This is a genomic window from Streptomyces sp. NPDC047061 (genome assembly GCF_040643955.1).
Classification (GTDB): domain Bacteria; phylum Actinomycetota; class Actinomycetes; order Streptomycetales; family Streptomycetaceae; genus Streptomyces.
On sequence record NZ_JBEYVI010000037.1, the window covers coordinates 26,011 to 46,228 of the forward strand.

A 20,218-nucleotide genomic window follows, 5' to 3' on the forward strand; every position below is an offset into this window, starting at 1 on the left:
GTTGTTGACAGGTGCAAGCTAGGTCCCTAGGTTCCCGGATACACCCGATGTATCGATGATCCGTCAGGTCTGGAGGACGATGATGACTTCGCACCCGGAGCAACGTTCGCCGGTGCCCCGCAGAGCCGTACTCGGCACCGCCCTCGGTGGAGCGGCGGCCGTGACCCTGCCCGGAACCGCCCACGCGACGTCGGCGGAACCGGCCGCCGCGGAGGGCGCGAAACCGGCGGCGTCAGCGGTCCGACGCCGCTGGAAACTCCGCAACACCATGACCACGGACGGCGCCTGGGACCGTTTCCTGCGCGGCCAGGACCTGCTGTGGAGCAGGCTGCCCACGCTCTGGTACGAGGGGCCGTTCCTCGGCGACGGCCTGCTCGGCAGCATGATCTACCAGGAACCGGGCGCCAACCAGATCCGCCTCACCGTCCAGCACGGCCGGGTCCAGGACCACCGCCCCGAGTTCGGCAGCGGTTGGGGCACCGCCCGCCTGCCCGTCGGGCACCTCACCCTCGAACCTGTCGGCACCATCACCGCCGTCGACTGGCGCCTCAGCCTGTGGAACGCCGAACTCACCGGCACCGTCACCACCACCGCCGGCACCCTCACCCTCGCCGCCCTCATCCACGACGAGGTCCTCGCCGTCCGCGCCACGGCCGGCGACGGCGAGCGCGTCACCTGGACCTTCCACCCCGAGGAGGCGATCAGCCCCCGCAAGATCCAGGAGTCGCCGCCCGCCGGCTACACCGCCAACCCGCCCTGGACCACCCGGACCACGGCCGACGGCACCGAGCAGGTCCTGCAGCCTCTGACCGGCGGCGGTCAGACGGCCACCTCCTACCGCCGTACCGGCGACGAACTGCTGCTGAGCGTCGGGCACAGCTTCCCCTCGGACAGCGCCGCGGAGGCCGATTCCCGGCGTCGTCTGCAGAGTGCTATGTCATACAGCACCCTCAGACGACGCCACACCCACTGGTGGCACGCCTTCTACCGCAAGAGCTTCGTCTCCTTCCCCGACCAGCGTCTCCAGAGCTTCCACTGGATCCAGCTCTACAAGGTCGCCTCCGCCAGCCGCGCCGACGGCCCGGTCATGGCGACCCCCGGCCCCTGGCTGGAACCCACCCCCTGGCCGGCGGTCTGGTGGAACCTCAACGTCCAACTGGAGTACTGGCTGATCCACGCCTTCAACCACCCGGAACTGGACTCCCTCGCCACCACCCTGCGCCAGAGCCAGGAACAGCTCACCGCCAACGTGCCCGCCGCATACCGCTCGGACAGCTCCGGCATCGGCCGCAGCTCCGACATGTTCGCCAACCGTGAGGTGGGCCGGCCGGGAACCGGCGCCGAGACCGGCGACCTCACCTGGGCCCTGCACAACGTGTGGCTCTCCTACCGCCACTCCATGGACAAGTCCCTCCTCCGCGACACGATCTACCCGCTGCTGCGCCGCACGATCACCTACTACTGGCACTTCCTCACCCCGGGCAGCGACGGCAAACTGCACCTCCCGAGCACGCTTTCGCCCGAGTACCCGGTCGTCCCGCCGCAGGACACCAACTACGACCTCGCCCTGATCCGCTGGGGCTGCCAGACCCTTCTCGACTCCGCCGAACTGCTCGGCATCGACGACGAGCTGAAGCCGCGCTGGCAGGAGATCCTGGCCCGGCTCACCCCGTACCCGGTCGACGACAACGGCTTCATGATCGGCGCCGACACCCCGTACGCGCAGTCCCACCGCCACTACTCGCACCTGCTGATGGTGTACCCGCTGTACCTCGTCAACTGGGACCAGCCCGAGAACCGCGACCTGATCACGAGGTCCGTCGTGCGTTGGCACGCGCTGACCGGCGCCCACCGCGGCTACAGCTACACCGGGGCCGCCTCGATGTACGCGATGACCGGCGACGGCGACACCGCGATCGGCTACCTGCGGAAGTTCTTCGACCCCACGACCCGCTACCCGTGCCGGGCCAACACCCACTACACGGAGGCCGGTCCGGTCATCGAGACCCCGCTGTCCGCCTCGCAGTCCCTGCACGACATGTTCTGCCAGAGCTGGGGCGGGATCATCCGGGTCTTCCCGGCCGTCCCGACCGCCTGGGCGGACCTCACCCTGCACGACTTCCGCACCCAGGGCGCCTTCCTGGTCAGCGCGGTGCGCAAGGCGGGCAGCACCCGGTTCATCCGGATCCGCAGCCTCGCCGGCGAGCCGCTGAAACTCCGGCACGGCCTGACCGGCCCCCTCACCGTCCTGCTCGACGACGGCACCCCGGCCCACACCCACGACCTCGGGGACGGCACCCTCGCCATCGACCTGCCCCGCGGCCGCGAGGTCCTCGTCCACTCCGGCCCCCGCCCCGACCTCGTCATCGCCCCCGTCGCCGTCAGCGAACCGGGCGGGGCGTGGGGACTGCCGTAACCACCGACCGGAAGGCAGGCTCCTCATGGCCGTTCCCCTCACCACCAGAACCATGGCCGCCGCGCTCTGTACCGGGCTGGCGGCCACCCTCCTCACGACCGCGACCGCTTCCGCATCCGCACGGGTCGAGCAGCAGTTGCAGCCGCCGCACGCCTGGACCGTGTCCGAGGCGGCGCACGCCCCCCGCGCCCGGATAGCCCTCGACGACACCGCCGGCACCCTCAGCCTCACGGTCTCCCGCGACGGCCGTACGGTCATCGAGCCGTCACCCGTCGGCATCGTCACCCAACAGGCCGATCTCTCCCAGGGGTTACGGTTCCTGCATCGCAAGGACCGTACGGTCGAGGAGCGTTACCGGGCGAAGTCCGGCAAGCGCCTGGACCGCAGGGTGCGGATGAACGAGACCCGGCTGTCCTTCGCCACCGCCGCGGGCGCCCGCCTCGACCTCGTCGTCCGCGCCGCCGCCGACGGCATCGCCTACCGGTACGTGCTGCCCGCCGGGTACGGCGACGTCCTCGGCGAGAGCTCCGCGTTCAACCTGCCGGCGGACGCGGGCGCCTGGCTCAGCACCTACCGGGTCGACAACGAGGGCCAGTTCAACCAGTACACCGCCGCGACCGCCCCGACCGGCGAGTACTCGGACCAGGCCCTGTTCGCCACCGACGGCGGCTACACCCTGCTCGCCGAGTCCGACCTCACCGGCACCTACTCGGGCGCCCGGCTCGCCCACACCCAGGGCACCGGCACGTACCGCGTCAGGCTCGCCGACAGCCAGGTCCACACCGCCGGGCCCCTCACCACCCCCTGGCGGGCCATGATCACCGGCGACCTCGCCACCGTCACCGGGTCCACCTTCACCGACGACCTCGCCCCGGCCTCCGAGGTCGCCGACACCTCCTGGATCCGCCCCGGCACCGTGCTGTGGACCTGGCTGGCCGGCGGCCGCACCGCGGGGCAGAGCCTCGACGCGCAGAAGGCCTACGTGGACTACGCGGCGGCGCACCACTGGCCCTACGAGGCCGTCGACTCCGGCTGGTACTTCAAGAAGGACGAGTGGGACGTCACCGACCCCGACTGGCAGACCGACAGCTGGATGCCCGAACTCGTCGACTACGCAAGGGCCAAGGGCGTCGGGATCATCGTCTGGATCCACCAGCGCGACCTCGACACCCCCGAGGAACGCGCCCAGTGGCTGCCGGCGTTGGAGCGCTGGGGCGTCAAGGGAGTCAAGATCGACTTCATGAACTCCGAGGCGCAGTCGATGTTCCAGTGGTACGACACCATCCTCGCGGAGACCGCCCAGCACCACCTCATGGTCGACTTCCACGGCGCCACCGTGCCCAAGGGCATCCAGCGCACCTGGCCCCAGGTGATGACCATGGAGGCCGTCGGCGGCGAGGAGAAGCGCACCAACACCGCCGCCCACCTCACCACCCTGCCCTTCACCCGCAACGTGATCGGTTCGATGGACTTCACCCCCGGCGGTTTCCAGCGCGTCGGGCTGCGCCCGAACTCCGACGCGGCCGAGGTCGGACTCACCGTCGTCTACGAGTCGGGGCTCCAGATGTTCGCGGGTACCCCCGAGTCGTACGACCAACGGCCCCTCGCCCGTGACTTCATGGACCAGGAGCCCGCCGCCTGGGGCGACACCCGGCTGCTGGCCGGCAGCCCCGGACAGGAAGCCGTGCTCGCCCGCCGCAGCGGGGACCGCTGGTTCCTCGGCGGGGTCTACGCCGGTGCCGCCCGCACCGCCACCGTGCCGCTGACCATCGGCCGGGGTCGCTGGCTGGTGGAGACGGTCCGGGACGGTGCCGACGGTCTGGTCCAGGACCGGCAAGTGCTGCGCGGCGGCGACGAGTTGAGCGTCGACGTCGTCGCCAACGGCGGCTTCGCCGCGATCGCCTGCCGCTGGCACCCCGGCGTCACCACCTGCTACCGCTGAGCGCGCACCGTCCTACCGTCGAGCGCGCACCGCCGCCCGGCGGGCACCCAGCAACAGCTTCAGGGTGCCCGCCGGGGAGGGGGACGCCGAACCCCGCAGCACGCCCGTACCGCGGGCCAGTACCGCCTCGGCGGTCATCAGCTCGATCTCGACGAGGGCGCTCACCATCGGCCGGTGGGGCGCCGGCATCAGCGTCAGCACCTCCCGTCCCGCCCGCAGATCGGTCCGGGCCGTCTCGACCTCGTGCTCCACGAGGGAGCGCAGCCCGGTGGAGGCCCGGCCCGCTTCGAGGTCCTCCACCGTGACCGAGAAGCGCTTCAGCGTCTCCGCCGGGATCCCCAGGTGTCCCTCCCGCAGGTCCTCGGCCAGGTCGTTGACGAAGTCCAGCCGCTGGCTGCCGTCGATGAGCGTGCGGCAACCCGCCCGGAACCGCCCGCCCGGGTCGCTCTCGGGCCCCAGCAACCCGGCGATCGGCAGGAAGGCGGGCAGCGAGTAGGCGTCCACATAGGCCTGGTAGTCGGCCTCCGTCGCGAAGCCGTCGAACGCCAACTCGGCGGCGGCGGTGGCCAGATACGACTCCACGACCTCCCGGTGCCGAGGGAAGGAGGCGACGGTGTGCAGCAGGGTGCGGATCAGCGGATCGTCACTGGTGCCGGTCTCCAGCGCGGTGCGCACCCGCCGCTCCCAGGCGGCCCAGGCCACCGCCCGCTCCGGCTTCGGGCCGCTGTCCAGGAGAACGTCCCCGTGGTGCATCACGGCCGTCGCGGCCACCACATGGGGCAGTACGGCAGGCGGCAGCAGCACCCGGCAGGCCAGGTAGGCGCTGCGCCGGTACCGGCGCACCCCCCGCCGCTGGGTGCCGTAGTCCCGGCGCAGTTCCGGGTCGGTGATGCCCGCCGCGGTCAGGGCCTTGTTCCACGCGTTCACCGGACGATCGTAGAGGCTGCCGCGGGCGGCCCGGACGGGTGCCCTGAACGGTGCTCTCAGGAAAGGGACTTGAGGAAGTCGAGCAGCGCCGCGTTCACCTCGTCCGGCCGCTCCTGCTGGGTCCAGTGCCCGCAGCCCGCCAGCTTGAGCGGCTCGCGCACCAGGTTCGGCATCAGGGCGGGGAGGTGCTCGATGAGTTCGGGCGTGCCGGGGAAGGCCGGGACCAGGTCGCGGTCCCCGTAGACGTACAGCGCGGGCGGGGTGACCACCGCGCCCTGCCAGGGGGCGGTCAGTTCCCAGTTGCGATCGAGGTTGCGGTACCAGTTGAGGGCGCCGGTGAAGCCGTGCGAGAAGCTCTCGGTCAGCGCGTCGAGGTCCGCCTCGGTGAACCACTGCGGCAGGGTCTCGGGATCCGGCATGGCCGCGAGCCAGCCGCGCTCGGGGTCGACCAGCGGCTGCCGGACCTCACCGGAGCCGGCGCCCTCCCCGGACGCCATGGTGAAGAACTTGCGCAGCGTGGTGCGCGGGTCGCGGTCGAACTCGGCGTCGGCGACACCCGGGCGGTCGAAGTAGTTCCAGTAGAAGCGGCCGCCGAACCTCTCGTCCATGGTCTTCAGCGGAGGATTCGCCCCCCGGAACGGCGGCGGCACGCTCAGCCCGGCGACGCCGCGCACCAGGTCCGGCCGGAGCAGCGCGGTGTGCCAGGCCACCGGCGCGCCCCAGTCGTGCCCGACGACGAACGCCCGCTCCTCGCCCAGCTCCCGGATCAGCCCGACGACATCGCCGACCAGGTGGAAGATGCTGTACGCCTCGACGTCCGCCGGATGGTCGCTGCTTCCGTACCCGCGCTGGTCGGGGGCGACCACACGGAAGCCGGCCGCGGCCAGCGGGCCGAACTGGTGCTGCCAGGAGTGCCAGGACTCGGGGAAGCCGTGCAGCAGCACGACGAGCGGGCCGGAACCCTCCTCGGCGATGTGCAGCCGGATCCCGTTCACGTCGACCATTCGATGCTGAACCATGTGCACGAGCGTACGCGCAATGATCTTCGGCTACCCGTCCTGCCCGGCTCCGGACGCGGGGGAGGCGTCCGGAGCCGGCGGAGGCGGCGCGGGCGGTCTGCGACCCCTTCCCGCGGCGACTGCGGCGACTGCGGTGACTGCGGCGACTGCGGCGTCGAAGGCGCGCGTGGCCTCGGGCGCGGTGCCGGGCAGCAGGAACGAGCGGGCCAACTCCTCGAAGCGCTGGTCGGTCACCGTCTGCCGGGTGTGGTGCTGGGCGAGATGCTCCGCCCACGACCCGACGAGGTAGTTCTCGATGAACCGGCCGGGCTCGTTGCCGTCCTCGTACAGGCCCCAGGTGAGCGCCCCGGTACGGCGCCGGGAGCGGGCCACGTTCTCCATCGCCCCGGCGAAGGCCGCCCGGTCGTCGGGGGAGACGCGGTAGACGATCGAGACGAGGACCGGGCCGTCGGCCGGGCCGGGCGTTGCCTTCCTGGCTTTCCTACGCGGCTTTCTTACGCGCCGGAACCGAACCGCCGCAAGCGAGGAGGCCGTCCCAGCTCGGCCTTTGCCCGAACGGGCAGCCACCCGGGCGCGCCCGGGTGGCGCACTCCCCGGGAAGGATCTGCCGGGCGCATCGATTGACGGCGCAGCATCGGCGGGAGAGATTGATGCCATGGAGCTGCGGCATCTGAAGTACTTCCTGGCCGTCGCGGACACCCGCAACTTCACCCAGGCCGCCGCCCGTTGCCATGTGGCGCAGTCGGCGCTGAGCCAGCAGATCGCCCGGCTGGAGAAGGACGTCGGCGCCCCGCTGTTCAACCGCACGAGCCGGTCGGTACGGCTCACCGCCGCAGGCGAGCTGCTGGAACCGCTGGCCCGCCGCATCCTGGCCGACGTCGACAACGCCCAGGCCGCCCTCGACGCGCTGGCCGGGCTGCACCGGGGCCGGCTGAGGCTGGGCCTGGTGCAGACGATGGCCGTGTCCTTCGACATGGTGGAGGTGGCGGCCGAGTACCGCGCCCGCTACCCCGGCATCGACCTGCGCGTGTCGAACGCGCCCAGCTCGCGGATGGCCGCCGAGGTCCTGGCCGGCACCCTCGACCTCGCCGTGGTCGGCCTCGGCCCCGGGCAGGTGCCGGAGGGACTGGACCGCCGCATGCTGGGCAGCGCCCCGCTGGTCGCCGTCGTACCCCGCGAGCACGCCCTCGCCGACCGCGAGGCCATCGACCTCGCCGAACTGCCGGACAGCCACCCGCTGATCCAGTTCTCCCGCGGCAGCGGCCTGCGCCGGCAGGTCGAGGCGGCCTTCGCCCGCGCGGGAGCCGAGGCGGGCCGGCACTTCGAGGTCGGTCAGATCCACGACATGATCCGGCTCGCCGTGCGCGGGGTGGGCGTCACCGTCGTCCCCCGCTCCACCGTCGTCGGCCCCGGCTCCCTGCTGGGCCTCGACACCGCCGACGACCTGCCCCGCGGCGCCCGCATGCTGCGCCTGACGGACGACGAGGCCGTGCACGACATCTGCGTGGTCTACGACGGCACCCGGCTGGCACCGGCCGGCGCCGCCTTCCTCGACGTGCTCGACCGGCACGCCACCCACCGATCTGCATGACCGATCGCTGCATGCGAATCCATATGTTGGACAGCGGGACCGGATCGGCCGGAGGCTTGAAGGGACGCACCGAACGCGGCGCGCCCCCGTTCCCGATCCGAATGGACCACCATGTCGATCAAGGATGCGGTCCGGCCCGTAGTGCGTGACGCCCGGGCCACCGTGCTGCCCGACCCGGCCGACCGGCACGGCCCGCTGCCCCCGGTACTGCTCGCCCTCACCGTGGTCACCGGCCTCGTGGACGCCTTCAGCTACCTGGTGCTCGGCCACGTCTTCGTCGCCAACATGACCGGCAACGTCGTCTTCTCCGGCTTCGCCATCGCGGGCGCCGCCGGCTTCTCCCTGGTCGCCTCGCTGGCCGCGCTCGCCGCCTTCGGGGCCGGCGCCCTGGTGGGCGGCCGCATCGCCCACGCCCGCCGGGCCCACCGCGGCCGCGTCCTGCACCTGGCGCTCGTCCTGGAGACGGCCCTGGTCCTGGCGGCCTACGTCGTCGCCCGCTACGACGCCCCGTTGGACGCGGCCGGGGCCCGCTACCCGCTGATCGCACTCCTCGGTCTCGCGCTGGGCATCCAGAACGCGACGGCCCGCGCCCTCGCCGTACCCGACCTGACCACGACCGTCCTGACCCTGACCATCACCGGCATCGCCGCCGACAGCAGGGCCGCCGGCGGCCGGGGCGGCAGGACGGGCCGCCGCGCCCTCTCGGTCCTGGCGATGTTCGCCGGGGCCCTCGCCGGCGCCTTCGCCGTCCGCCACAGCGACCCGTCCCTGCCGCTGCTGCTCGCCACCCTGCTCCTCGCCGGCTGCACGCTGACCGCGTTCACCCTGGCCCGCTCGGACGCGAGCTGGACCGACCCGCTGTGACCGGCGTGCGGACGCCGGGGCGCACGGCGGGCCCGGTCGGCCGCCGTGCCTACTTCACGCGGGCCGCCGCCCGGGTCGGCCGCCCCAGCGCCCAGAACAGGACACCGAGGAGCATGAACCCGACGAGCGGCACCAGCTCCGTCAGCAGGTACTTCCCGCGCTCGGCGTGGGTCCAGCCGTCCGGCGCGTAGTCGGCGCCGAACCAGTGGTCGCCGGCGCCGGGCGCGACCAGCTGCACGCTGGCGAAGAGGATGAGCAGGGTGAGGACGGTGCTGATGACCCAGGGGAACGGGGCCCGGTACGGGCGGGGCGTGTCCGGGTACTTGCGGCGCAGGAACGGGAGCGCCGGGAAGATGCCCAGGTAGCTGACGAGGGTCGTCGACACGGCGAGCCCGAGGACCGCGCCGAAGAGCTTGGCCGCGCTGCCGTTGGTCAGCTGGTGGGCCAGGATCAGGACGCCGGTGGAGACCAGGCCGCTGAGGATGTTCACCCGCACCGGGGTGCCGAACCGGCTGGAGATCACGCCGAGGAAGCGGGGCGCCGCGCCGTCGTAACCGGAGACGGCCAGGGCCCGGTCCGAGCCCATGATCCAGGTGACGCCCGAGGACAGCACCGTGAGTATGAACATGATCGCGGCCAGATCGCCGAGCACGGTGCCGAACCCGCTGAGCGTGGGCGTGCCGTCGGCGGCGACGTGGCCGCCGTACACCGTGAACACCTGCCGGATCGCGTCGACGAAGCCGCCGAGGCCGGTGATCGCCTTGACCGGCAGGACCAGCAGGATGCCCAGGATCGGCAGCGCGTAGAGGAGAACGGAGAGGACGGCGCTGCGGAAGATGCCGTAGGGGACGTCCTTCTGCGCGTTCGTCATCTCGTCGCCGGCCGTGTTGGGCAGCTCGAAACCGACGTAGTTGAACATCAGGACCGGCACCAGGCCGACGAACCCCGCGTAGGTCGGCGAGAAATCGCCGATGCCGAAACCGTGCAGCCCGTGCTGGATCCCGTACACCACGACCGTGACGGTGAACAGGCCCAGCAGCACGAACCGGCTCCAGGCACCGATGGTCGGGATCCACTTGCCGACGTCGAAGGAGAGGATCGCGGCGAGCACGCCCACCCACACGAAGACGAGGGTGAAGACGTAGAAGGCGGGGGTGCTCAGGTCCTTCCCGTCGTTGAAGAAGGTGGTGTACGCGGTGACGGCGGAGACGGCGAGGGTGCCGCCCAGCCACACCGGGTTGGTGATCCAGTACAGGAAGTTGTTGACGGCGCCGGCCAGCCGCCCGAAGGCCCGGCTCGTCCAGATGTAGGGGCCGCCCTCGTCGGGGAAGGCGGCTCCGAGCTCGGCGATCAGCAGCGCGGAGGGCACGAAGAACACCACGGCCAGCACGATCAGCCAGGTGAACGCCTCGGCGCCGGACGACGCCACGGCTCCGATGGTGTCCACCCCGACGATGGTGCACAGCAGGAAGAACAGGATGTCGAAACGGCCGAAGTGCTTGCGCAGCTTCTGCCGTTCCTCCTGCGCAGCGGCCGGGGCGTCGACCGGCTCGGATGCGATGGGGCCAGCGGTCACCAGGAACTCCTGCATGCTCGGGTGAGGGGCGGAATTCGGCCAATGATCCGCCGCGCCGCACAAGCACACAAGCGGTCGGACCCAAGTCGTGACCATCGTTTCGGGCACTCATAGCCCCCGGAAATCTCCCGGAAACGCTGCGCCCCGAGCTGCCCGCCCCGCCTTCCGGTGCCGGTCAGGGCGTCGAGGGGCGGGTCTCCGTCCAGTCGACCAGCAGACGGCGCTCGGCGAACAGCCACTCCCCGTCCTGCTTCACGAACTCGTCGAGGTAGCGGATCGACGCGATCATCAGGGTGCGCCGGCCGTCGTCCGCCACCGAGAGGTGGTGGGCCAGGCAGTAGCTCTCCCCGGTCGCGCGGTCCCCGTCCAGGGAGACGGTGCTCTGGCCGTTGAAGTGGGTCGTCGTCCGGTACGTGTTGAGGTTGTCGAAGACGGGGGCGAGGGAGTCGCGGCCGTGCAGTTCCTGCGTCGGCTGCGCCGCCGTGGCGTCCATGAACACCAGGAAGCGCGTGTCCTCCGTGAACAGACTCATCTGGCCCTTGGCGTGCCGCCGGTCCGCGCAGTGGGCGTAGGCGTCGACCAGCTCGCGGATGGCCAGCCGGTCGGCGGCCTCCTGCGGGGAGACTGAGGTGTGGGCGGCCATGAGGGGTTCCTCCTGCTGTGCCGCACCCATCTATTTGACAGGTGTCTATTTGATGGGGGTATAAAAGCACTGCCGGTAGGGTCACGCAACGGCCTCGCGCAGGAGGTCCAGGAGGGCAGTGCTCTGAACGACCGGATCGATCCGCGCATCACCCGAACGGTCCGCGCCTTCGAGCAGGCCGTCGTGGAGCTGGCCTCGGAGCGTCCCGTCTCCCAGATCACCGTCGCCGAGCTCGCCGACCGGGCCGGCGTCACCCGGGCGACCTTCTACAACCGCTACAGCACCCCGCTGGACCCGCTCATCCAGGTCCTCCTCGACGACCTGGAACGTGCCCACCGCAGGGAGGACGAGCTCCGGGCCCAGGGCGGACACTCCGCCCGGGAACTGCTCCGGCTCGCCACCGCCGGGGTCGCCGACCACGTCGAACGGTTCACGGACGTCTACCGCAACTCCCTGGCCGACCCCGCGGACAGCGGTGTCTACGAGGCACTCGTACGGCACTTCGGCGAGTACACCCTGGCGTTCCTGGCCCGTACCGAGCCGGCCGGCGTCCGCGGCGCCGACCGGCGGGTCATCGCCCAGTTCATGGCCCACGGGTTCGCCGGGGCCATCAAGGCCTGGCTCGGCGACCCGTCCGTCACCAAGGACGACCTGGTCGACGCGGCCGTGGCCTGCGCCCCCACCTGGTGGACGTCCGGTCCCGCACCGGAGGCCCCCTCCCAGCAACGGAGATCCTCGTGAACGTCGTCGTGTTCGGTGCGTCCGGCATGGTCGGACAGGGCGTCCTGCGCGCCTGCCTCCTCGACCCCACGGTCGGCAGTGTCCTGGTGGTGGGCCGCCGCCCGCTCGGCATCACCCACCCGAAGCTGACCGAGATCCTCCACGACGACTTCACCGACCTGTCCGCCATCGCCGACCGGCTGACCGGCCTGGACGCCTGCTTCTACTGCCTCGGCGTCTCCTCCGCAGGCATGAGCGAGGCCGAATACACCCGCGTGACCCACGACTTCACGCTCGCCGCCGCCCACGCGGTGCTCGCCGCCAGTCCCGGACCGACCTTCACCTACGTCTCCGGCGAGGGCACCGACAGCACCGAACAGAGCCGCACCATGTGGGCGCGGGTGAAGGGCCGTACCGAGAACGCCCTGCTCGCCCTGCCGATGAACGCGTACATGTTCCGCCCCGGCTACATCCAGCCCCGTCACGGAGCGGTCTCCCGGACCCGCTCCTACCGCGTCATGTACACCCTCACCTCCTGGTGCTACCCCCTGCTGCACCGCCTCGTCCCCGCCCACACCACGACCACCGAGCACCTCGGCCGCGCCATGCTGGCGCTGACCCGCCCGGGCGTGACCGCGAGCAGGGTGCTGTACAGCAAGGACATCAACCGACTGGGCGCCTGACGGTTCGCTCTCGCCCCGAGGACCTGCCCTGCCGCAGGGCGCCCTGCCGTACGGCACCCTTGCGTACGGCCACGAGCATGACGGCCAGGGCGGCCAGCGCGAGCGCGGCGCCGGTGTAGAGCGGTGCCGTGTAGCCGAGGCCCGCGGTGATGGCCAGGCCGCCGAGCCAGGCGCCGAGGGCGTTGCCGACGTTGGACGCGGACACGTTGGCGCTCGCTGCCAGCGCCCCTCCGTGGGCGGCGTCGGTCACCCTGGTGATCATGCCGGGGACGGCTGCGAACCCGGCCCGCGGTCGCCTCGGACACCGCGAAGTCCGACGCCACCTGCGGCAGCAGCCCGGCGACCAGGAACTCGGTGAGCCCGATGCCGAACCCGCCGAGCGCCAGCACGATCAGGCCGCTCGGCGTCCGGCGCGTTCCGAATCCACCCATGGACCGAGCCTCACCGCCGGCGGCGGCCTCGTCCATGGACAAAGATCGACGGGGCTTGGACGAATCGACCCGGGTGCGGTCGGGCCCCGGTTGCCCTTCTGTGCCAACTCGGGCTGCCAGCAAGGCAATTGACTCCGACCGGCACGGCGACCGCGGCGACGGCGTCGTAGCCTTTCGAGGTTTGTCGATCACCGCCGATCACCGCCGATCGCAGTCGATCACCGCCGATCGTAGGTGTGCCACCTCGGAAAGCGAGTGGAATTCCCATGATTGCCGTGCCGCCGTTCTACTGTCCGATACCTTCCGCGGAATCCCCCCACGCCGCGGCCGCCGAACGCACGGTCGTGGAGTGGCTCGACAAGTTCGAGCTCTTCGAAAGCCCCGCCCAGCGCGACTACTTCGCCCGCTCGCACTTCCCGGCCTTCCCCGGACGCTCCTTACCGGACGCCGACCCGGACCTGCTGGTGCTCCCCGGCAAGGAGGTGATGTGGCTCCAGTCGTTCGACGACGTGCACAGCGACGAGAAGCCGGGTGCCACCCCGCCCGAGGAGTACATCCCGCTGCTGGCCCGGCTGGCCAGGATCATGGAGGACCCGCGGGCCCCGCTGCTGCCCGACAACCCGTGGGCGCACGCCTTGCGCGACCTGCGGCTGGACGTCGGTGAGCGGGCCACCGACGTCCAGACCGAACGCTGGGTGCAGGCCAACGTCGAGTACTTCGACGGGCTGCTCTGGGAGGCCGTCAACCGTGCGGAGGGGCGGATCCCCTCCCTCGACGACTACGTGGCCATGTGGCTGAAGCAGTCCGGGGTCCACCCCTGCGTCGTCTTCACCGACATCGCCTGCGGCTACGAGGTGCCCGCCGCCGACTGGGCCGGCCGCCGGGCCCGCACCCTGCGCGAGATGACCTCGGTCCTCATCGGCTGGGACAACGACCTGACCTCCTACGACAAGGAGGTCGCCCGCGCCGCCGAGCGGAACTTCCCGGTGGTGCAGAACCTGGTGTCGGTACTGGCGGCCCAGTACGCCCTGCCGGAGGCGGAGGCCGTCACGCTCGCCGGGGCGATGCGGGACCGTGCGATGACGAAATTCCTGGCGCTGCGGGACGAGACGGTGGCCACCGGCCGTCCCGAACTCGCCCGCTACGCACAGGGGTTGGGCCAGTGGATCCGCGGCTACCTCGACTACAGCGGCCGCTCCCCGCGCTACACCGACCCCACCAACCCGGACGACGCGGCCGTGACCGACCCGGCCCGCCCCGGCTGGACGGTCACCGCCACCCCCGGCCCCGGCGCCGACCGTACCGACCTGCCGGCCCTGGCCTGCATCGACTCCTGGTGGGCGTGATCGACATGACACAGCCACTCGACACACGTGACCAGACGTCGGCCGGGTTCCGTCCGGTGCCGGTCGCACCCGGACGGCTGCCGGTGCTCGGGCACGCCGTACCGCTCTTCCGCCGCCCGCTGCACTTCCTGCGCTCGCTGGAACAGGTCGGCGAACTGGTCCGGGTGGACATCGGCGCGCTGCCGATGGTGGTCATCACCGACGCCGGGCTGACCCGCCAGGTGCTCACCGACAGCCGCACCTTCGACAAGGGCGGCGCCCTGTTCGACAAGGTACGGGAACTCACCGGGGACTCCCTGCTGACCAGCCGGTTCGAGACGCACCGGCGGCAACGCCGGCTGATGCAGCCCGCGTTCGGCCGGGCCCGGGTCCAGGCCTACGCCAAGGTCATGAACTCCATGATCGACGCGGTGCTGGGGGAGTGGGAGGAGGGTTCGGTGATCGACGTCGCGGCCGCGGCGTACGACATCACCTCGCGTACGGCGGCCCGCACCATGTTCGCCGCCGACGTCGCCGGACCGGCGGCCGCGCGGGTCGTGGCAGCCCTCTCCGTCTACCTGCACGGGCTGTTCCTCCGCATGATGGCACCCAGCGGAGCACTCGGCCGGCTGCCCACCCCGGGCAACCTCCGGTACGAGCGGGCCGTGCGCCTGCTGCACTCCTCCGTGGACGAGATCATCGAGGCGTACCGGGCGTCCGGCGAGGACCACGGGGACCTGCTGTCGATGCTCCTGGCCGCCGGCGATGACGACGACGGCGAGCGCCTGAGCCCGCAGGAGATCCACGACCAGGTGATCACCCTGTTCCTGGCCGGGATCGAGACGACGGCCGCCGCCCTCTCCTGGTCGCTGTACCTGCTCGGCGCCCACCCCGAGGCCGCCGAACGGCTGTGGACCGAGGTGGACTCGGTGCTCGGCGGCCGCTCCGCCGACTGGACGGACATCGGCTCGCTCCCGGAGACCCGCCGGGTGATCACCGAGGCGCTGCGGATGTACCCGCCCGGCTGGATCTTCACCCGGGTCACCACGGCGGAGGTGGCACTGGGCCCGCACCTGCTGCCGGCGGGCACCGGCCTCGCCTACAGCCCCTACCTGCTCCACCACGACCCCGGAGTGTTCGCCGACCCCGACCGGTTCGACCCGGACCGTTGGCTGCCGGAGCGGGCCGCATCCGTGTCGAAGGGCGCGTTCGTGCCGTTCGGCGGCGGTGTCCACAAATGCATCGGCGACACGTTCGGGATGACCGAGGCGACCCTGGCGCTGGCCACGATCGCGGCCCGCTGGACCCTGGCCCCGGAGTTCCGGGGCCCGGTCGAGCCGGCACCACGGCGCGCCACGCTCAGCCCCGCCCGGCTCCCGATGCGGGTCGCCGGACGACCGTAGCGACGGCGGGAACCGGATGCGGGCGGCGGGTTCCACGTCGCCCGCACGCGGCACCACCCTTCGCGAAACCCTTTCTTCACACCTTGACTTAACATCACGGATATTGCTTGGATCTCGGTTCGGCACGGCACGACCCCCGACACCCCCACAGAGTCCAGGAGTTGCTGTGAGACGTACGATCACCGCGATCGCGGCCGTCACTGTCATGGCACTGCCACTCATCGGCGCGAGTCCGTCCGCACGGACCGGCCCGGCAGCGAACGGGAGCGCCGGGCACGGCCAGGTCGTCACCGGCACCTACTCCACCGGCGGCACGCAGGCGTGGCAGCCCCTGCCGATCGTCAGGACGGGCGCGGACCAGGGCGGTGCCGTCGACGCCACCGTGGTCGCCGACCCGGCCGCCCTCCGGCAGAAGTACACCGGCATCGGCTTCTCCCTGGACGAGACCAGCGTCTCCAACCTGTGGAAGCTCACCCCCGCCGAGCGTGCGGCGGCCGTCCGGCTGCTCGTCGACCCCGAACACGGCGCCGGACTCGACCGGTTCCGGCTGACGATCGGCAGCCCCGACCTCATCGAGCACCTGCCGTTCTGGTCGGAGGACGACCTGCCCGCCGGTGTCACCGAGGACTTCGGCCTCAAGCACTTCTCCGTGCAGCGGGACATCGACCTGCACATCATCGACACCATCAAGCTCATCCAGCGCTACAACCCGCACGCCACCTTCTTCGCGTCGGCGTGGAGCGCCCCGGCCTGGATGAAGACGAACAACCGCTTCCTCGGCGAGGTCGCCCTCAAGCCCGGCAGCAGCACGGACTACTACCAGGTCGGCAAGTTGCGGGACGACTGCATCGAGGTGGTCGCCCGCTACTACGTCAAGTTCGTCCAGGCGTACGCCAGGCACGGCATCCACGTCGACGCGCTCACCCTGCTGAACGAGCCCGGCATGGACGTCGTCTATCCGGCGATGGACATCAGCATCGCGCAGCAGCAGAAGCTGGCCCTCGCCATCAAACGGGAGATGCACACCGCCCACCTGGACACCCAGCTCTACGTGCACGACTTCAACTTCTGGGACTGGCGCGACCCGAACAGCACGGCGACCAAGAACTACCACCGCATCTTCCAGGACGCCCCGGACGGCTCCGTGACGGGCGCACAGGTCCGCAAGGCGGCCGACGCCATCGCCTTCCACCCCTACTGGGGTGACCCGACCGTCATGCGCGACGCGTTCGAGGAGTTCGGCAAGCCCGTCCAGCTCACGGAGACCAGCGACCTGTCGCCCGCGACCGTCCTGAACGACTTCCGCCTGGACGCCGGTTCCTACATCCTGTGGGCCCAGACCACCGACCAGGACGGCGGCACCCTGCACTGGACACCGGCCCGGGACAACAACATCGACTGGGACCAGGTCGCGGCCACCACCAAGTGGAAGGACCGGCTGGTGACCGTCGACACGGGGACGAGGAAGTTCACGGTCCGCGACGAGCTGTACGGGCTCGGGCAGTTCGCGAAGTACCTCGCGCCCGGTGACGTCCGACTGGAGTCCAGCGCCACGGATCACGGCGTCGGCAACGTCGTCTACCGCACCCGGGACGGCGGATACGTCACCGTCCTCGGCAACGGCAACGCCACGGACAGCAGGGTCCGGGTCACCGTCGGCGGCCAGAGCTTCGTGACGACCGTACCGGCGGGCTCCTTCGCCACCTACCGGTGGCATGGGCGGGCGTAGGGCCAACCCCCGGTGGTGAGGACCGGCCTGCCGGATGGTGACGGCCGGGCCGGTCCACAAAGCTGGGAGGCGTCGCTGAACACACGCCGTCCGCGTCGTCTGCGCCGCCCCAGCGCTGTCCGCGCTGTCCGCGCTGTCTGTGCGGCCCGTGCGGTCTGCGCAGCCAAGGAGGCCTGCCTTGCTCACCCGCCGCACCGCCCTGCTGTCGGCCGTCGCCGCCACCACCCTGTCCGCCGTCTCCGTGCGCACCGCGTCGGCCGCGCCGCGCACGGCAGCACGGCTGCGGCTGACCCTGCCCACGCCCAGCGGGCCCCATCCGGTGGGCACGGTCTCCGTGCGCCTCGTCGACACCGCACGCGCCGATCCCTGGATCACCGCACAGCCGTACCGGGAGCTGATGATCAGCATCCGCTACCCGGCGCGGGACACCGGCGGCCACCCCCGGGCACCGCAGATGCTGCCCGGCGAGGCCGCCGGCTTCGCCGCTGTGAACAACCTCGCCGGCGTGCCCGCCGACAAGGTCGACTGGGCGGCCACCCGCACCCACGCGCACGAGGGCGCCCCGGCCGACCGGGACCGGGGCCCGTACCCGGTCGTCTGCTACTCGCCCGGTGCCGGCGACCCGCGTTCCCTCGGCACCACCCTCTGCGACGACCTCGCCTCCCGCGGCTACGTCGTGGTGATGCTCGACCACACCTACGACGCCGCCGCCGTCCAGTTCCCCGACGGCCGGGTCGAACGCACCGTGCTGCCCGCGGAGTACGACAAGGCCTACCCGGACGAGAAGCGCATCAGGGCCCTCCTGAGGAAGACGATGGAGGTGCGGGTGGCCGACACCCGCTTCCTGCTCGACGAACTGCCGCGCGCACTGCCCCGGGAACTGCGCGGCACCCCGGACTGGAACCGCACCGGCATGTTCGGTCAGTCGGCGGGCGGTTTCACCGCTCTCCAGGCGATGCACGACGACCGGCGGATCGCGGCGGGAGCCGACCTGGACGGCGTCGTCGCCTACGTCCAGGACGACGGCGACCACGGTCACCTCTCGACCGTCGCCGTCGACGGCCTCGACCGCCCCTTCCTGCTGATCGGCAAGGACGGCAACGACCTGAGCACGGTCCCGTCCTGGAACGCCCTGTGGCGGCACAGCCGCGGCCCGCGCGAGGGCCTGACCCTGCGCGGCGCCGAACACGCCACGTTCACCGACGAGGAGGCGATGGTCCCGCAGATCGCGCGCGGGCTCGGCCTGCCCCGGGAAACGGTCGTGAATCTCATCGGCACCATCGCTCCGGCCCGCGCCATTCCCGCCGAACGGGCCTGCCTGGCCTCCTTCTTCGACCGCCGGCTGCGCGGCCGGAACGACACCGGGCTGCCGGGCCTGCTGCCGGAGGTGCGGCCCTTCGCCCGGTGAGCGGCGTGAGCGGCCGCCTCCCCGGCCGCTGCCGGGGGTGTCACCCGGGAAGCCAGCACAGGCCGTCGTCGGTGACCCCGAGCGTCCCGGACGCGGACGGCGGCCGGGCCGGGCCGTCCAACGGTGCCCCGTACAGGGCCTGTTCCTGGAGGTCCTTGCCGGTGCGGAAGGTCTCGGTGACGACCCGGGTGGTCAGGAGCGGGTTCGTACGGTCGCCGGATGCGGCCAACCGGCCCACCGCGCCCTCCAGTTCGGCCACCGAGGTGCTCCACCGGACGCCGAGCCCGCCGGCGCCGGGTATTCCGGTGTCCCCCGACGCCACACCCCCGGCCAGCTCGGCGAAGGCGGCGGCCTCGTCGACGTCCACCCGGGTGATCTTCTTCGCCGACCAGAAGTACGAGTCCTCGTCCCGCTCCATGTCGTAGAACGCGACGAGGAACTCGTAGAACACCCCGTACTCCCGGCGGTAGCGGGCCTCGAACTCGGCGAGGCCGCGCTCCTCCGGCACCCTGCCCTCCAGGGCCGCGTTCACCGCGCGGGCCGCCAACAGGGCACCGTAGGTGGCCAGATGGACGCCCGAGGAGAGCACCGGGTCCACGAAGCAGGCGGCGTCGCCGACCAGCGCCATGCCCGGGATCCACAGGGACGTCTTCCAGTAGGAGTAGTCCTTGCGCACCCGGACCCGGTCGTACGGCGGCTCGGTCGCCACCGGTACGTCCGTCAGCAGCCGGTCGACCTCGGGGCAGGCCTTGATCATGTCCTGCCACGCGGCCCGCGGGTCGCCCTGCACGGCCGCGTAGTGCTCCGGCGCGATCACCGCCCCGACGCTGGTCAGGTCGGGGCGCAGCGGGATGTACCAGAGCCAGCCGGCGTCGAACGCGGCGCAGAAGATGTTGCCGTCGTTCGGCGCGGGCAGCCGGCTGCCGCCCGCGTAGTAGCCGAACACGGCGAGGTTGCGGAAGAAGTCCGAGTAGACCCGTGCCCCGCCCACCCGGCCGTGGATCCGGCTGGTGTTGCCGGACGCGTCGACGACGAACCGGGCGTGCGCGGTGCGCGGGGTGCCGTCCCGGCCGGTGTACTCGACACCGGACACCCGACCGTCCTCGCTCAGCACCCGGCGCACCGGGCAGCCCTCGCGGACGTCGGCGCCCGCCCTCGCCGCGTTGCGCAGCAGGATCTCGTCGAACCGGGAGCGCTCCACCTGGAAGGCGGTCGCGGTGGGATCCGGCAGCCGGGGCGTCGTCGCGAAGGAGAACTGCCAGGGCTCCGGATCCCGGCCCCAGCGCAGGGTCCCGCCGCGCTTGAGGGTGAAACCGGCCGCCGCGACCTCGTCGGCGACGCCCAGCAGACGGCACAGGCCGTGGACCGTGGCGGGCAGCAGCGACTCGCCGATCTGGTAGCGGGGGAAGGTCTCCCGCTCCAGCAGAAGCACGCGGTGCCCGCGCCGGGCCACGGCCGTCGCGGCGGTCGACCCGGCCGGCCCACCACCGACGACGATCAGGTCGTACCGCTCGTACTCCTCGTGCCGCAAAGCCATGCAG

Annotated in this window: 17 protein-coding genes; 10 read left to right on the plus strand and 7 right to left on the minus strand. The window is 71.7% G+C overall.

All coding sequences use genetic code 11. The features are described 5' to 3' along the window. Positions 1 to 82: 82 nt before the first annotated feature. Together ABZ887_RS38410 and ABZ887_RS38415 are read left to right on the plus strand one after the other, a co-directional pair. A complete protein-coding gene (locus ABZ887_RS38410; protein WP_361300448.1) occupies positions 83 to 2,416 on the plus strand; it encodes a Tat pathway signal sequence domain protein in 2,334 nt (777 codons plus the stop codon). A gap of 25 nt (positions 2,417 to 2,441) precedes the next feature. After that, positions 2,442 to 4,358, plus strand: coding sequence for a glycoside hydrolase family 97 catalytic domain-containing protein (locus ABZ887_RS38415; RefSeq protein WP_361300451.1), 1,917 nt, complete (start codon positions 2,442 to 2,444; stop codon positions 4,356 to 4,358). Positions 4,359 to 4,370: 12 nt separating this feature from the next. Here ABZ887_RS38415 and ABZ887_RS38420 read toward each other — a convergent pair whose 3' ends face one another. The 3 genes from ABZ887_RS38420 to ABZ887_RS38430 are packed head-to-tail and all read right to left on the minus strand — an operon-like array spanning position 4,371 to position 6,961. Next, the gene (locus ABZ887_RS38420) at positions 4,371 to 5,285 is read right to left on the minus strand and encodes a squalene/phytoene synthase family protein (RefSeq protein ID WP_361300454.1); all 915 of its coding nucleotides are present in this window, start codon (positions 5,283 to 5,285) and stop codon (positions 4,371 to 4,373) included. A gap of 56 nt (positions 5,286 to 5,341) precedes the next feature. Further along, the gene (locus tag ABZ887_RS38425; protein ID WP_361300457.1) at positions 5,342 to 6,304 is read right to left on the minus strand and encodes an alpha/beta hydrolase; all 963 of its coding nucleotides are present in this window, start codon (positions 6,302 to 6,304) and stop codon (positions 5,342 to 5,344) included. Between the two features lie 30 nt (positions 6,305 to 6,334). Continuing rightward, the gene (locus ABZ887_RS38430; protein ID WP_361300460.1) at positions 6,335 to 6,961 is read right to left on the minus strand and encodes an MFS transporter; all 627 of its coding nucleotides are present in this window, start codon (positions 6,959 to 6,961) and stop codon (positions 6,335 to 6,337) included. Here ABZ887_RS38430 and ABZ887_RS38435 point away from each other — a divergent pair. Next, positions 6,960 to 7,895 (plus strand): LysR family transcriptional regulator, encoded by a 936-nt coding sequence (locus ABZ887_RS38435; RefSeq protein ID WP_361300463.1) that lies wholly within the window; start codon positions 6,960 to 6,962, stop codon positions 7,893 to 7,895. The genes ABZ887_RS38430 and ABZ887_RS38435 overlap by 2 nt on opposite strands. A 111-nt stretch (positions 7,896 to 8,006) precedes the next feature. Beyond that, a complete protein-coding gene (locus ABZ887_RS38440; protein WP_361300466.1) occupies positions 8,007 to 8,759 on the plus strand; it encodes a YoaK family protein in 753 nt (250 codons plus the stop codon). A gap of 49 nt (positions 8,760 to 8,808) precedes the next feature. On the opposite strand, the gene ABZ887_RS38445 is transcribed toward ABZ887_RS38440, so the two are convergent. Next, positions 8,809 to 10,335 carry an APC family permease gene (locus ABZ887_RS38445; protein ID WP_361300469.1) on the minus strand — a complete coding sequence of 509 codons (1,527 nt, stop codon included), beginning with the start codon at positions 10,333 to 10,335 and terminating at the stop codon, positions 8,809 to 8,811. Between the two features lie 175 nt (positions 10,336 to 10,510). Beyond that, the gene (locus tag ABZ887_RS38450) at positions 10,511 to 10,978 is read right to left on the minus strand and encodes a nuclear transport factor 2 family protein (RefSeq protein ID WP_361300472.1); all 468 of its coding nucleotides are present in this window, start codon (positions 10,976 to 10,978) and stop codon (positions 10,511 to 10,513) included. On the opposite strand from ABZ887_RS38450, the gene ABZ887_RS38455 reads away from it, so the two are divergent. Together ABZ887_RS38455 and ABZ887_RS38460 are read left to right on the plus strand one after the other, a co-directional pair. Beyond that, positions 10,967 to 11,719 carry a TetR/AcrR family transcriptional regulator gene (locus ABZ887_RS38455; protein WP_361300475.1) on the plus strand — a complete coding sequence of 251 codons (753 nt, stop codon included), beginning with the start codon at positions 10,967 to 10,969 and terminating at the stop codon, positions 11,717 to 11,719. The two genes, ABZ887_RS38450 and ABZ887_RS38455, sit on opposite strands and share 12 nt — an antisense overlap. After that, positions 11,716 to 12,381, plus strand: coding sequence for an epimerase (locus tag ABZ887_RS38460; protein ID WP_361300478.1), 666 nt, complete (start codon positions 11,716 to 11,718; stop codon positions 12,379 to 12,381). The genes ABZ887_RS38455 and ABZ887_RS38460 overlap by 4 nt, the downstream gene beginning before the upstream one ends. On the opposite strand, the gene ABZ887_RS38465 is transcribed toward ABZ887_RS38460, so the two are convergent. After that, on the minus strand, positions 12,362 to 12,643 hold the full coding sequence (locus ABZ887_RS38465) for a hypothetical protein (protein ID WP_361300481.1): 282 nt from the start codon (positions 12,641 to 12,643) through the stop codon (positions 12,362 to 12,364). The genes ABZ887_RS38460 and ABZ887_RS38465 overlap by 20 nt on opposite strands. Before the next feature lie 435 nt (positions 12,644 to 13,078). Between ABZ887_RS38465 and ABZ887_RS38470 the strand changes: the two genes are divergently transcribed. From ABZ887_RS38470 to ABZ887_RS38485, 4 genes are all read left to right on the plus strand, one after another. Further along, positions 13,079 to 14,158 carry a hypothetical protein gene (locus tag ABZ887_RS38470; protein ID WP_361300484.1) on the plus strand — a complete coding sequence of 360 codons (1,080 nt, stop codon included), beginning with the start codon at positions 13,079 to 13,081 and terminating at the stop codon, positions 14,156 to 14,158. Positions 14,159 to 14,163: 5 nt separating this feature from the next. After that, on the plus strand, positions 14,164 to 15,540 hold the full coding sequence (locus ABZ887_RS38475; protein ID WP_361300487.1) for a cytochrome P450: 1,377 nt from the start codon (positions 14,164 to 14,166) through the stop codon (positions 15,538 to 15,540). A 166-nt stretch (positions 15,541 to 15,706) separates the two neighbouring features. After that, entirely contained in the window at positions 15,707 to 17,269 is a 1,563-nt protein-coding gene (locus ABZ887_RS38480; protein WP_361300490.1) for a glycoside hydrolase family 30 beta sandwich domain-containing protein, read from the plus strand. Between the two features lie 178 nt (positions 17,270 to 17,447). Beyond that, positions 17,448 to 18,677, plus strand: coding sequence for a hydrolase (locus ABZ887_RS38485; protein WP_361300493.1), 1,230 nt, complete (start codon positions 17,448 to 17,450; stop codon positions 18,675 to 18,677). Positions 18,678 to 18,717: 40 nt separating this feature from the next. On the opposite strand, the gene ABZ887_RS38490 is transcribed toward ABZ887_RS38485, so the two are convergent. Beyond that, entirely contained in the window at positions 18,718 to 20,214 is a 1,497-nt protein-coding gene (locus ABZ887_RS38490; protein ID WP_361300496.1) for a tryptophan 7-halogenase, read from the minus strand. Positions 20,215 to 20,218: the final 4 nt, after the last annotated feature.

Excerpts from the sequence above, each read along its gene's own strand:
- ABZ887_RS38410 (WP_361300448.1), top strand. The coding sequence starts at position 83 with ATGACTTCGCACCCGGAGCAACGTTCGCCGGTGCCCCGCAGAGCCGTA.
- ABZ887_RS38415 (WP_361300451.1), top strand. The coding sequence starts at position 2,442 with ATGGCCGTTCCCCTCACCACCAGAACCATGGCCGCCGCGCTCTGTACC.
- ABZ887_RS38425 (WP_361300457.1), bottom strand. The coding sequence starts at position 6,304 with ATGGTTCAGCATCGAATGGTCGACGTGAACGGGATCCGGCTGCACATC.
- ABZ887_RS38435 (WP_361300463.1), top strand. The coding sequence starts at position 6,960 with ATGGAGCTGCGGCATCTGAAGTACTTCCTGGCCGTCGCGGACACCCGC.
- ABZ887_RS38430 (WP_361300460.1), bottom strand. The coding sequence starts at position 6,961 with ATGGCATCAATCTCTCCCGCCGATGCTGCGCCGTCAATCGATGCGCCC.
- ABZ887_RS38440 (WP_361300466.1), top strand. The coding sequence starts at position 8,007 with ATGTCGATCAAGGATGCGGTCCGGCCCGTAGTGCGTGACGCCCGGGCC.
- ABZ887_RS38450 (WP_361300472.1), bottom strand. The coding sequence starts at position 10,978 with ATGGCCGCCCACACCTCAGTCTCCCCGCAGGAGGCCGCCGACCGGCTG.
- ABZ887_RS38465 (WP_361300481.1), bottom strand. The coding sequence starts at position 12,643 with ATGATCACCAGGGTGACCGACGCCGCCCACGGAGGGGCGCTGGCAGCG.
- ABZ887_RS38470 (WP_361300484.1), top strand. The coding sequence starts at position 13,079 with ATGATTGCCGTGCCGCCGTTCTACTGTCCGATACCTTCCGCGGAATCC.
- ABZ887_RS38475 (WP_361300487.1), top strand. The coding sequence starts at position 14,164 with ATGACACAGCCACTCGACACACGTGACCAGACGTCGGCCGGGTTCCGT.
- ABZ887_RS38490 (WP_361300496.1), bottom strand. The coding sequence starts at position 20,214 with ATGGCTTTGCGGCACGAGGAGTACGAGCGGTACGACCTGATCGTCGTC.